The following is a 12513-nucleotide window of genomic DNA, read 5'->3' on the forward strand; positions in this document are numbered from 1 at the left end:
GGATATCAGCGACGACGAGGAGAACGATGCAGCTCCCCACCACCGACACCGACTTCGACACCCTCGACGCGTGGTGGCGGGCCGCGAACTATCTGTCCGTCGGCCAGATCTATCTCATGGACAATCCGCTGCTTCGCGAACCGCTGCGGCCCGAACACATCAAACCGCGGCTGCTCGGACACTGGGGCACCACACCGGGATTGAACTTCGTCTACGCGCACCTCAACCGCGCCATCACCACCCGCGACCTGGACATGATGTACGTCATGGGTCCCGGTCACGGCGGACCCGGACCGGTGGGCGCGGCGTGGCTCGAAGGCACCTACAGCGAGGTCTACCCGGACATCTCCCGCGATGAGGACGGCATGCGGCGCCTGTTCCGCCAGTTCTCGTTCCCCGGCGGCATTCCCAGCCACGTCGCCCCCGAGACCCCGGGATCGATCCACGAGGGTGGTGAACTCGGCTACTCCCTCTCGCACGCCTACGGCGCCGCCTTCGACAATCCCGATCTGATCGTCGCCGCGGTCGTCGGCGACGGCGAAGCCGAGACGGCGCCGTTGGCCGCGAGCTGGCATTCGACGAAATTCGTCGACCCGCGCCGCGACGGTGCGGTACTGCCGATCCTGCACCTCAACGGCTTCAAGATCGCGAACCCGACGGTGCTCGCCCGCATCGACGAGGACGAACTGATCTCGCTGCTGCGCGGCTACGGGCACGAACCGATCGTCGTCGCCGGTGAGGATCCCGCCGACATGCACCGGCGCTTCGCCGCCGCCCTCGACGCGGCGCTCGACCGCATCTCCGAGATCCAGCAGACCGCCCGCAGCACCGGAAACGCGACCCGCCCGGCCTGGCCGACGATCGTGCTGCGCTCCCCGAAGGGCTGGACCGGCCCGGTCGAGGTCGACGATATCCCGGTCGAGGGCACCTGGCGCGCCCACCAGGTGCCGATCGGCGATCCGCGCGGCGACGACGAGCACCGCCGACTCCTCGAGGAGTGGCTGCGCAGCTACCGGCCCGAGGAACTGTTCGACGACGACGGCGTTCCCGTCGCCGCCCTGCGCGATCTCGCGCCCCGCGGCACCCGGCGGATGAGCGCCAACCCGCACGCCAACGGGGGAGCAGTACTGCGCGACCTGATCCTGCCGGATTTCCGCGACTACGCCGTCGACGTACCCGAACCGGCCACCACCACCGGCGAGGCCACCCGCATCCTCGGCACCTTCCTACGTGACGTCATGCGGAACAACGCCACGAACTTCCGGGTGTTCGCGCCCGACGAGAACAACTCCAACCGTCTCGACGCGATCCTCGACGCCACCGACCGCACCTGGAACGCGCGCATCGACCCGGGCGACGACCGGGTCGCCCCCGACGGGCGGGTCATGGAGATCCTGTCCGAACACACCTGCCAGGGCTGGCTCGAGGGCTACCTGCTCACCGGCCGGCACGGATTGTTCTCCAGCTACGAGGCTTTCGCGCACCTCGTCGACTCGATGGTCAACCAGCACGCCAAATGGCTGCTCACCACGAACCGGATCCGCTGGCGCCGCCCCGTCCCGTCGCTGAACTACCTGCTCACCTCCCACGTGTGGCGGCAGGACCACAACGGGTTCTCGCACCAGGACCCCGGATTCATCGACCACGTCGTCAACAAGAAACCCGAGGTCGTGCGCGTCTACCTGCCGCCGGACGCCAACACCCTGCTCTCGGTGGCCGACCACTGCCTGCGCACCCGCCAGTACATCAACGTGATCGTCGCCGGAAAGCAACCCGCCGTGCAGTTCCTGGACATCGACGACGCAATGACACACTGCCGCAAGGGTATCGGGATCTGGCAATGGGCCTCGACCGACCGCGACACCGAACCGGATGTGGTGCTCGCCTGCGCCGGCGACATCCCCACGATGGAGACCCTCGCGGCCGTCGACATCCTGCACCGCCGCTTCCCCGACCTGCGGATCCGGGTGGTCAACGTCGTCGACCTCATGCGACTGCAGGACGACCGGGTGCATCCACACGGGCTGCCGGACGCGCACTTCGACGCGCTGTTCACCACCGATACGCCGGTGGTCTTCGCCTACCACGGCTATCCGTGGCTGATCCACCGTCTCGTCTACCGGCGCACCAACCACGAGAACTTCCACGTCCACGGCTACATCGAGGAGGGCACGACCACCACACCGTTCGACATGTGCGTGCTCAACCGCATCGACCGCTACCACCTCGCGCTCGACGTCCTCGACCGCGTCGAGCGGATCCGGCCGATCGCCGGGCACGCCCGCGAGGAACTCGAGAACATCCTCGCCGAACACACCCGCTACGTGCGCACCCACGGCGAGGACATGCCGGTGATCACCGACTGGCACTGGCAGGGTGTCGGAATCGACTGAGCGTCACACCGATCCGCGGCGGGCCAGGCGCCCGGCGGTGAAGGCGTCGACGTCCACCTCGTCGAGGGAGGTCACCACCAGATCGGCGCCCGCGTCCTCGAGGTCGGCGGCGTCGTCGAACCGGGCGACACCGAGCGCCCACATGCCGCCGGCCTTCGCCGCCCGGATCCCGCTGATCGCGTCCTCGACGACCACGCACGCCTGCGCGGGCACCCCGAGTTCGTCGGCGGCGGTGAGGAACAGTTCCGGGTCGGGTTTGCCGTGGGCGACCGGGCGGCCGGACAGATCCGCGTCGAACCGGTCGAGCAGCGTCTCGCCGGGACGATCATGGGCGGGGATCGCCCGCAGGAACAGGCCGGCGTTCTTCGACGAGGACGCCGCGGCCACCGCGATCCCCGCCGCCTGCACGGCCGCGACGAAGCGCACCCCGTCGTCGTAGGCGCGGAACCGGCGCTCGTCGATCAACCGCAGCAACCGGGCCTGCTTGCGCTCGGCGTAGTCGACCGCGCGACGCTCGGCGTCGGGCACCGCGAAGTATTCGAGGGCGGCGCGGGCACCGTCCATCCGCTGCCGGCCCGACAGCACCTGCCGATACACCTCCGCGGTGAACGCGTCCTCCTGCCAGGAGGTCTCGGGCTGCAGGTCGCGCCAGTCACCGGTCATCAACTCCGCCAGCGCCTCCCGCCACGCCGTCTCGTGCGGTGAATCGACGAGCACCCCGTCGACGTCGAAGATCACCGCCCGGAACCGCGACTGCGTTTCGGCCACGATGTCCTCCTCGCGGTCAGGCCGGGACGGCGGCGAGCCGGAACTCGTGCGAGTCGCCGGCACCGAGTTCGACGAGTTCGCCGTCGACCGCGACCTGCACCGGCACCCGGAAGCCTTCGGTCTCGGCGCGCACCGACAGCTTGTCGCCGTCGATCCGCACCCGCAGGGGAGTGCCGCGGTACCGCATGGAGAACGACACCCCGTCGAGGTGCGAGACCAGCTTGGGCCGGAAGACGAGCACGTCGCCGTACGCGCGGGCACCGACGTAGTAGCGCTGCAGCAGATCGAGGGTGCCGCCCATGACCCCCATGTGGATGCCTTCCTTGGTGGTGCCGCGCTGCAGGTCGCTGACATCGCTCTCGATCGCGAGCTTGAACCGCAGCCACGACGATTGCGGGTCGAAGGTGGCGAGCACACCGGCGAACGTCACGTGACTGAGCGTCGACCCGTGCGAGGTGCGCTGGTCGTAGTAGTCGACGGTGCGGCGCACGAGGTCGCGATCGTAGGGATAACCGAGCTGTTCGAATACCTGGCGCAACTCGGCATCGTCGAACAGGAAGAACAACATCACCGTGTCGGCCTGCTTGGCGACCTTGTAGGCGTCCGGGTCGCGGCCCTCGGCACGCAGGATGCGGTCCATCCGACCGATGTTGCCGTACTTCGTGCGGTAGTGCTCCCAGTCGAGTTCTTCGAGATCCTCGTAGCCCTCGAACTGGCTGATCACCCCGTCGTGGTAGGGCACGAACATCTTCCGGCTCATCTCCGACCAGGTCCGCAGTTCCTCGTCGGTGACGCGCAACCGGGCCCGCAGGGCCGTCCGCCGGCTCTTCGACAGCACCTCGAAGACGTCCAGGGCGCGCGCGGAGATCCACGCGACCATCACGTTCGTGTACGCGTTGTTGCGCAGCCCGGCCTCGGTGGCCCCTGGATACCGTTCGTGGAACTCGTCCGGACCCATCACCCCGTGGATCTCGTAGCGGTCCCGCTCGGGGTTGTAGTGCGCAATCGACGCCCAGAACCGCGCGATCTCGAGCATCATCTCGGCTCCGTAGTCGGCCAGGAAGTCGACGTCGTCGGTGGCCTGGTAGTAGTGCCACACGTTGTAGAAGATCGCGGCGCTGACGTGGCGCTGGTTCCGGCTCAGGTCCGGATCCCATTGCCCCGACATCGGGTTGAGGTGGACCGTCTGGGTCTCCTCGGTGCCGTCGCTGCCGCTCTGCCAGGGGAACATCGCGCCGCGGTAACCGGCCTCGCTCGCCGCGGCCTGCGCCTCGCCCAACCGGCGGTAGCGGTAGAGGATCAGTCCCTTGGTGATCTCGGGGACCCGCATGTTCAGGAAGGGATAGACGAACAACTCGTCCCAGAACACGTGCCCGCGATAGGCCTCGCCGTTGAGTCCGCGTGCCGGCACGCCGGCGTCGAGGCGCGCGGTGTGCCGGGAACAGACCTGCAGCACATGCGAGACGTGCAGACGCAACAGCAACTGCGCGCGCGGCTCCCGCGGCAGCCGGATGTCGCAGATGTCCCACAACTCGTCCCACGCCGCGACGTGCTCGTCGTACGTCTCGGCGAAATCCGGATAGCGCAACACGTGCCGGCCCGCCGACGCGAGGGGCTCGGTGATCGCATCGTCGCGGGAGGTGAACATCGCCACCATCTTCTCGATGCGCACCGTCGAGCCTTCGGCGATGTCGAAGGAGAGGACCTGCTGGATGTAGTCCTCCATCTGGTACAGATCGCGGTCGACGAGCATCGCCCCGTCCGAGCCCTCCCGGAACACCCGGGTGCGGGCGGCCTGGGCGATGTAGGTGTCGGACTGACGGATCTGCACCTTCAGCGCGATCGCCTCGGGACCGTAGGTGCGCGGCGAGACCGGATCGAGGTGCCGCGCCTCGAGATCGCGGTAGCGGGCCACGGCGCGGTTGGAGACCCGGCCGTCGAGGGCGGTGACGATCTCGACCCGTCCCGACCAGTTCTCCGGGGTCAGCGACCATTCGAGCGCCCCCTGGTTCGGATGCTCCATGCTCACGAACCGTCTGCTGCGCAGCGACGTCTCGCGGCCGTGCCGATCCCGGAACCGCAGTTCGCGGACCACCGTGGCGGTGCGGATGTCGTAGACGTGCCGGTAGTCGAGGATCTCCACGTGCGCCAGGCGGATCGCCTCACCGCCGTCGATGCGCAATTTCAGCACGAGCCAGTTCGGGAGATTGACCAGATCCTCGTTCAGGACCGGGCTGCCGCCCATGATGGTGGTCTCGCGGTTGTAGCAGCGATGCGCGTAGGTCCCCGGATAGTGGACCTCGCCCATGTCCTCCCACTCGGCGGTGCCCCGCGAACAGAAGTAGCCGTTGCCCGTCGACGTCAGGGCCTCGCGCAGGGGTTCGTCGTCGGGGTCGAAACCGTCGTAGTCGAGGGTGAACTCCGGGTCGTACACGCGAACCTCCTGGCGGGTCGTAGGCGACACGAACTGTCCGGCAGCGCTGTCATCTCCCCAGAGTCGACAGGAAACGTTCGACGTCGTCGACCGACGCGAGGACGAACTCGGCGTCGGTGCGGCGCCCGGCCATCTCCGGGTCGTCGGGACTGCCGACCAGGATCCCGATGCCACGACCCCGCAACGCCCGGAAGGCATCCTCGTCGGTGATGTCGTCGCCGAGATAGAGCGGCACGACGTCGTCGGAGGCGAGACCGAGGACATCGATCAGGTGCAGGACCGCCTTGCCCTTGTTCCAGTCCACGGCCGGTTTGAGTTCGTAGACCATCTTTCCCGGCACCACAGCGAGCCGGTCGGCGTTCTCCTGCAGCAGGGTCTCGACGATCGCGCCCACCCGGTCGTGCACCTCGGGGGAGGCCTGCCGGTAGTGCACGGCGACCGACGCGCGCTTCGGTTCGATGCCGACGCCGTCGAGACCGTCCAGGCGGGTGCGCAAGGTCTCGGTGGTCTCGGCGATCAGATCGGTGAAGTCGGCGAGGACGTCGTGGGCGATCTGCCCGTCGGTGGGGCTCCAGATGTCGAAACCGTGGCTGCCGGCGACGACGAGATCGTCGACCCCCATGAGCTGTTGGACGACGTCGCGGTCGCGTCCGGTGACGATGCACACCGACACGCGGTCGGCGAGTTCACGGACGGTGCGGCGCATGGAATCCGACCACACCGCGTCCTCGGGGCGGGCGACGATCGGGGTGAGCACACCGTCGTAGTCGAGGAAGACCGCGGGCCGGCGACCGGCGAGACGGTCGGACAGGGCGGCGCCGTCGAGTGCCGACGGTAGGTCCTCCACGATGCGCGGCGCGGTCATCTGATCGGTACTCCTGTCGTCGCGGCGACCCGTCATGGTTCGCACCGTACACAAAGATCGAAAGGCTCGGCCGAGGATCCGGGGAGGGGGATCGGCCGGATCCGGTGGTCAGCGGACCGGGCGCCGCCAATGTTCGTCCGCGGTGAGCCGGGAGCGGACGTGTTCGGCGGCATCGTCGTTGCGGAACGGGCCCGCCAGCAGGTCGGCGTAGACGTGCGAGGCGGCGGCATGGCGCAGTCCGCCGCGACGGTCCATCCGTTCGAAGACCACCGGTGACCAGGGAATCGCCACCACGACGTCGCCGCCGTGCTCGACCGGGCGCAGACCGAGACTGTCGGCGAAGTCGTCGGGGTCGTCGGCGTAGACCTCGAGCAGAGCCGGCGCCGCGTAGTCGGTGGCGCCGACCCCGGTGAGTGCGTAGGGAATGTCGATGCGCTCGGCCAGTCGCGCGCGGGTCGCGGTGACGCCCTCGGGGGCGGTGAACCGCCGGACCGCGCACACCTTCCGCTCTGCGGCCCAGGCCCGCAGCATCGGTTCCCAGCGCACCTCGACGATCGGGCCGCGCGGGACCCGGCGCACGAGCTCGCGTTCGACGAGCACCTCCACGACGCGGTAGGTCGCGCCGGTGGACGCGCCGGACAGCTTGATCAGTTCCGGGACGGAGATCTCCCCGACGTGATCGGCGAGCGCACGCACCACTCGGTCGGACGGTTCGCCGGTGAGCACTCCCGACGGGCGGCCCGGGCCGCGCCACGGGTCGGCGTCGGCGCCGCGGTCGCGTACCCACACCGCCGGGCGGTTCGCGACGAGCGAGAGGTTGCCGGTCGCGTCGGCGTAGGAGATGCCGTGCCGGTCGAGCTGGCGCCGCACCGGATCGGACAGATAGTGGGCGCACACGAAGCCGCGGTCGGAGTCGGACAGGTCGGCGGCGATGCGCGCGACGTCGCCGGAGAGTACGCCGCGGGAGGCGACCACGGAGAAGGACACGGTGTCGCCGTCGGGGGCGGTGACGAGCATCCGGGTGGGTGCCTCGGGGGAGCGAGGACGGTCGCTCGACAGCGACCAGCCGAGCGGCAGGCACGCCTCGAGTCGGGCGGTGGCGCGGCGGTAGATGTCGATGTACCGCTCGGGGCGGGGACCGACGGTGTTCTCGGGGACGGGAGCCGGTTGTGTCACATCCACCACCGTAGTCACTCTGTGCCTGACGGAAAAGAGAAATAAACGAAATCTCATAGGTCGGAACAACGCCCCTCCCGCACCGCAAAATATGACGGGGCATGCGCTAGTTTCGTGACCATGACCGACATCACCGGGCGCATCGCGTTCGTTCAGGCGACCTGGCACCGCAACATCGTCGACCAGGCACGCACAGGCTTCACCGACGAGATCACCCGCCTCGGCGTCTCGCAGGACGCGCTGGACTTCTTCGAGGTCCCCGGCGCCTTCGAGATCCCGCTGCACGCGAAGCGGCTGGCGAAGACCGGACGCTACGACGCGATCGTGGCGGCGGGGCTGGTCGTCGACGGCGGCATCTACCGGCACGACTTCGTCGCCACCGCGGTGATCGACGGCCTCATGCGGGTCCAGCTCGACACCGATGTGCCGGTCTTCTCCGTCGTGCTCACCCCGCACAACTTCCACGAGCACGACGAGCACGTCGAGTACTTCACGCGGCACTTCGTCAAGAAGGGCGCCGAGGCGGCTCGTGCCGTCGACGCCACGGTGCGCTCGCTGCGCGCGCTGCCGACCGGAGACTGAGCCCCGACCGGCAGCGCGTGTCGGATCAGCGTGCGCTGCCGGAGGGATCCTTCGCCACCGAGTTCTCGCCGGCCACCACCGGGTTCGGAGCCTCGGTGCGCCGACGGTAGGCAGCCCGTGCGGTCTCGTCGGTGTTCAGTGCGAGCGACTGCAGACCGAACGCCGCGGAGATGCGGTGACGGGTCGCCTCCGGCACCGCCTTCAGCGCTCCGAGGATCGCTCCCGCCGTGCGCGGCACGTACCGCAGGCCGGGACGGGCTGTCGCGATCACCTGCACGATCGCGGCAGCGACCTCCTCGGGGCCGACCATCGCGAGCTTCTCGATGAGTGCGTTCGGCTTCATACCCGCGATCAGTTCGGTGCGCACGAAGCCCGGGGCGATCGTGGAGACCACGATGTTCGAGCCGGCGAGCTCCTGGCGCAGCACCGATCCGAGGCCGATCACCGCGTGCTTGGTCGCGGAGTACACCGCGAGGCCGGGGGCGCCTTCGATGCCCACGACGGAGCCGAGATTGACGATGTGCCCGTAGCCCTGGTCGGTGAAGCGCGCGGCGGCCAGCTTCGACCCCAGGATCACGCCGCGGACATTGACGTCGATCTGCCGGTCGGTGACCGCGTCGGTCTCCTCGAGGAACGCCCCGGTGGGCATGATGCCGGCGTTGTTGACGAGCACGTCGATCCCGCCGAACTCCATGTTGGCCAGGCTGAGGAACTCGTCGAAGGATCCCCGGTCGGTGACGTCGAGGGGCAGTCCGAGCACCGTGGTGCCGAAGCGCGCACCGATCCGGGCGGCGGTGTCCTGCACGAGATCCTTGTCGATGTCGCCGATGGCCACGCGCGCGCCGGCCGCGACGAGGGCTTCGGCCGTCGCCTGTCCGATGCCGCGTGCTCCGCCGGTGATGACAACCCTCTTGCCGTGCACGTTCGGGCTCATGTCGTGTCGTCCTTTCCTCGCTGGGCTTGTGGGAACGACGCTACGAACGGAGAGCTCCGTGATCCATGCCACTATCGGCAGGTTCTTGAGAATTTCGGCCACGCTGCCGAGGATGGAGCCTCGTGAACCCCTGGACCTCCCGCCGTGCGGCGACGAGCGCGGCCCTGATGGTGGCGTTCGGACGTGAGCGCGGGATCGACGCTGCCACGCTGCTCGCGGGTACCGGACTGGGGGAGGAGCAGATCACCGATCCGGGCGGGGAGATCACCGACGACCAGGAATTGGCCGTCATCGCGAATCTCGTGGCCGCGCTGGACGACCGGCCCGGGGAGGGGTTCGCCCTCGGCCTGCGGTACCAGGCGGCGGTGCACGGGATCTTCGGTTACGCCCTGATGAGCTGTGCGACGGTGCGCGACGGCATCGAGGTGGGTACCCGCTTCTTCGACCTCACCTTCGCCTTCTCGCGCGCCGCCCTGGAATATGCGGGCGACGAGGTCCGCTTCTGCCTCGACGACCGGCACGTGCCGGCACAGCTCCGGGGCTTCCTGCTGGAACGGGACGTCTCGGGGATCCTCGCCCACTGGAGTGCGCTGTGGGGGCAACGGTCGGAGGTGCGTCGCATCGAGGTGGCCGAATCGCTCGGTGAGCGGGTTGCGCCGGTGTTCCGCGACCGGGGTCTGCGGGTGGAGACGACGGCGTCGACGCATGCGGTGGTGGTGGACGCGCGGGCGTTGGATAGGCCCATGCCGACCGCGAGCCCCGAGGCGGCCGCCGTGCTGCTGCGGGAGTGCGCGGATCTGCTGCAGCGCAGACAGAATCACGGCGAGCTCGGTGCCCGCGTGCGTGAGGTGTTGTTGCGCCGGGCCGCCGAGGGCCCCACCCAGGACCAGGTGGCGGCGGAGCTGGGGTCGAGCGTGCGTACCCTCCGGCGGCAGCTGGGGGAGGAGGGGACCTCGTACCGGGCGATCGTGGCCGAGACACTGGGGACGATGGCGGGGGAGCTGCTGGATGCGGGCCTGCCGGTGGAGAGGGTGGCGCACCGTCTGGGCTACGCCGACGCCTCGAGTTTCTCGGTGGCGTTCAAGCGGTGGACCGGCCGCACGCCGGGTGGGCGACGACGGGAGAGACGCTCGGTCTGATGTCACGACGCGACCGCTTCGAGAGCCTCTTGGAATTATTCTGAACAATACGGAAACCCTGGAAAAAACGAACTCATCCTCCTCCCAATGTGGTCACCACTCATCAAGGCATCAGCGATCGACAACATCCACCGCCAAGAAGGCCGGGGATCGGATCAGCCGCTCGATGGCTCCGGACGTCGAGTCATGGCCAGGGGAACGAGCACACCGAGCAGCGCAGCTGGCAGCAGGAACGCGAGAATCGGATCGGCGCCGTACACCGGTGTCAGCAGGAGAGGGGAGAAGGCCGCACCGCCGAAGCGGAAGGCCTGCACCACGGACACCGCGCCACCGCGGTTGCCGCCCGGCCCGCCGAGTACTGCGGCGTTGACCCCGACGAGGATGAACTGCGAAGCGATACCCGCCACGAACCACGCGACGCCGAGCACGACGAGCCACGGGACGGTACCGACGACCACGACCAGCGCTGCGCCGCTCACCGCACCGATGAGCACGATCGCCCGGGCACCGACGCGGTCGATGAGCATCCCGACCGGCCGGGAACTGAGGATGCCGGCGAGACCGAACACGGTGAGTACCACGCCGCGTTCGGACGGGGACAACCCGAAGTCGTCCTCGACCCGGAAGGCGAGGAGGAATCCGAGCCCACCGAGAGCACCCCAACCGAGCAACGCGACCAGCCCGATACGCAGGACACGCGGGGTCAGCGCGTCACGCAGACGGGCCCGGGTGGTACCGGACGGGTCGTCGCGCACCGATTCGGGTAGGCCGGCGAGCGCCAGGAGCAGCGCGGCGCCGGCGAGCACGACGAACGCCCATCGCCAGCTCACCTCGGCGGCGAGACCGCCGATCAGTGGGGCGACGGTCTGACCGGCGGCCTGCATCGCCCCGAACAATCCGAGCGCGCGGCCGAGCCTGTCCTTCGGCGTGATGACGGCCAGCGCCGCGAGCAGCAGTGGTGTGGTGAACGCATTGGCGGCGCCCTGCAGCATGCGGGTGCCGATGAGCACCGAGAAGGTCGGCGCCAGCGCCGCGGCGATCGAGACCGCCGCGTAGACGAGATAGGCGGTGCGCACGGTGCGGACGCGCCCCCACCTCGCACCGAGGGTGCCGGAGAACAGCATTGCGGCCGCGAACACACCGAGATAGGCGGTGACCGTCGTCGCGGCCGTGCCGGTGGACACACCGGTGTCGGCGCCGATCTCCGGCAGCATCGACACGACGACACTGCCGCCGAAGGGCCCGAGGAATCCTCCCGCGTACAGCGCCGTGCGCTGCAGCGGTTCGCGCAGATCCCTCACTTGTTGAAGCCGCCGGGGCCCCGTCGCCGCAGATAGCGTTCGAACTCGGCGGCGAGGGCGTCGCCGTCGATCTTGGCGATGACCTCGGAGATGTCCTCCTCGGCCTCGGCGTCGCCGCGCTCCTCGAGGGTGCGCACGTACTCGGCGATCTCCTCGTCGTCCTCGATCATGTCGGTGACGGTCTGTTCCCACTCCTCGGCGAGGAGGGGGAGTTCGCCGAGGGGTACCTCGAGGTCGAGGACGTCCTCGACCCGGCGCAGCAGCGCGACGGTGGCCTTGGGGTTCGGTGGGTTCGACACGTAGTGGGGGATCGCCGCCCAGAACGACACCGCGGGGATGCCCGCGCGCACGAAGGCGTCCTGCAGCACACCGGTGATGCCGGTGGGTCCTTCGTAGCGGGAGGTCTGCAGCTTGAACCGTTCGGCAGCCTCGGAGCTGTAGGCGGTGCCGGTCACCGGGACCGGGCGGGTGTGCGGGGTGTCGGCGAGCAGCGCGCCGAGGAGGACGACGGTGTGGACCTCGAACTCGTCGACGAGTTCGATGATGGCGTCGCAGAAGCTGCGCCAGCGCATGCTCGGCTCGATGCCGTGCAGCAGGACGACGTCGCGGTCGCTACCGGGCGGGGAGCACAGCGACAGTCTGGTGGTGGGCCAGTCGATCTCGCGGGTGACGCCGTCCACGAGTCGGACCTGTGGCCGGTTGACCTGGTAGTCGTAGTACTCCTCGGAGTCCAGCTCGGCGAAGGGCTCGGCGTCCCAGATCAGCTCGAGGTGCTCGACGGCGCCGCTGGCGGCGTCGCCGGCGTCGTTCCACCCCTCGAAGGCGGCGACGAGCACCGGATCTCGCAGGACGGGGACGTCCTGGTCCGGGGTCTCGGGATACTCGGGTGTACTCACTCGTCCAGCCTACGACCCGGGCCGA

At 69.1% G+C, this 12513-nt stretch carries 10 protein-coding genes; 3 read left to right on the forward strand and 7 right to left on the reverse strand.

Annotated elements, in window-relative coordinates:
• The first annotated feature begins 26 nt into the window (after positions 1 to 26).
• Complete coding sequence (locus CKW34_RS12805; protein WP_059384463.1) at positions 27 to 2393, forward strand: phosphoketolase family protein; 2367 nt, start codon at positions 27 to 29, stop codon at positions 2391 to 2393.
• 3 nt (positions 2394 to 2396) lie between these two features.
• Here CKW34_RS12805 and CKW34_RS12810 read toward each other — a convergent pair whose 3' ends face one another.
• From CKW34_RS12810 to CKW34_RS12825, 4 genes are all read right to left on the reverse strand, one after another.
• Positions 2397 to 3161 (reverse strand): HAD family hydrolase, encoded by a 765-nt coding sequence (locus tag CKW34_RS12810; protein WP_059384512.1) that lies wholly within the window; start codon positions 3159 to 3161, stop codon positions 2397 to 2399.
• A 16-nt stretch (positions 3162 to 3177) separates the two neighbouring features.
• The gene (locus CKW34_RS12815) at positions 3178 to 5595 is read right to left on the reverse strand and encodes a glycoside hydrolase family 65 protein (protein ID WP_174479678.1); all 2418 of its coding nucleotides are present in this window, start codon (positions 5593 to 5595) and stop codon (positions 3178 to 3180) included.
• Between the two features lie 49 nt (positions 5596 to 5644).
• On the reverse strand, positions 5645 to 6496 hold the full coding sequence (otsB, locus tag CKW34_RS12820) for a trehalose-phosphatase (protein WP_231921730.1): 852 nt from the start codon (positions 6494 to 6496) through the stop codon (positions 5645 to 5647).
• A 72-nt stretch (positions 6497 to 6568) separates the two neighbouring features.
• Positions 6569 to 7636: a helix-turn-helix domain-containing protein gene (locus CKW34_RS12825; RefSeq protein WP_059384514.1), complete on the reverse strand. Its 1068-nt coding sequence runs from the start codon at positions 7634 to 7636 to the stop codon at positions 6569 to 6571.
• Between the two features lie 120 nt (positions 7637 to 7756).
• On the opposite strand from CKW34_RS12825, the gene CKW34_RS12830 reads away from it, so the two are divergent.
• Positions 7757 to 8218, forward strand: coding sequence for a 6,7-dimethyl-8-ribityllumazine synthase (locus CKW34_RS12830; protein ID WP_059384465.1), 462 nt, complete (start codon positions 7757 to 7759; stop codon positions 8216 to 8218).
• A 25-nt stretch (positions 8219 to 8243) separates the two neighbouring features.
• Here CKW34_RS12830 and CKW34_RS12835 read toward each other — a convergent pair whose 3' ends face one another.
• Positions 8244 to 9152, reverse strand: coding sequence for an SDR family oxidoreductase (locus CKW34_RS12835; RefSeq protein ID WP_059384466.1), 909 nt, complete (start codon positions 9150 to 9152; stop codon positions 8244 to 8246).
• 122 nt (positions 9153 to 9274) lie between these two features.
• Here CKW34_RS12835 and CKW34_RS12840 point away from each other — a divergent pair, with 122 nt between their 5' ends.
• Positions 9275 to 10291, forward strand: coding sequence for an AraC family transcriptional regulator (locus CKW34_RS12840; RefSeq protein ID WP_059384467.1), 1017 nt, complete (start codon positions 9275 to 9277; stop codon positions 10289 to 10291).
• Positions 10292 to 10446: 155 nt separating this feature from the next.
• Here the strand turns inward: CKW34_RS12840 and CKW34_RS12845 are convergent, their stop codons facing one another.
• Both CKW34_RS12845 and CKW34_RS12850 read right to left on the reverse strand, forming a co-directional pair.
• Complete coding sequence (locus CKW34_RS12845) at positions 10447 to 11592, reverse strand: MFS transporter (RefSeq protein ID WP_059384468.1); 1146 nt, start codon at positions 11590 to 11592, stop codon at positions 10447 to 10449.
• A complete protein-coding gene (locus CKW34_RS12850; RefSeq protein WP_059384469.1) occupies positions 11589 to 12488 on the reverse strand; it encodes a PAC2 family protein in 900 nt (299 codons plus the stop codon). Before CKW34_RS12850 ends, CKW34_RS12845 begins: the two co-directional genes overlap by 4 nt.
• Positions 12489 to 12513 lie beyond the last annotated feature (25 nt).

Source organism: Rhodococcus rhodochrous (genome assembly GCF_900187265.1).
GTDB classification, from domain to species: Bacteria; Actinomycetota; Actinomycetes; order Mycobacteriales; family Mycobacteriaceae; genus Rhodococcus; species Rhodococcus rhodochrous.

Coding starts and splice junctions, on each gene's coding strand:
- CKW34_RS12805 (WP_059384463.1), top strand. CDS start 27: ATGCAGCTCCCCACCACCGACACCGACTTCGACACCCTCGACGCGTGG.
- otsB (WP_231921730.1), bottom strand. CDS start 6,496: ATGACGGGTCGCCGCGACGACAGGAGTACCGATCAGATGACCGCGCCG.
- CKW34_RS12830 (WP_059384465.1), top strand. CDS start 7,757: ATGACCGACATCACCGGGCGCATCGCGTTCGTTCAGGCGACCTGGCAC.
- CKW34_RS12835 (WP_059384466.1), bottom strand. CDS start 9,152: ATGAGCCCGAACGTGCACGGCAAGAGGGTTGTCATCACCGGCGGAGCA.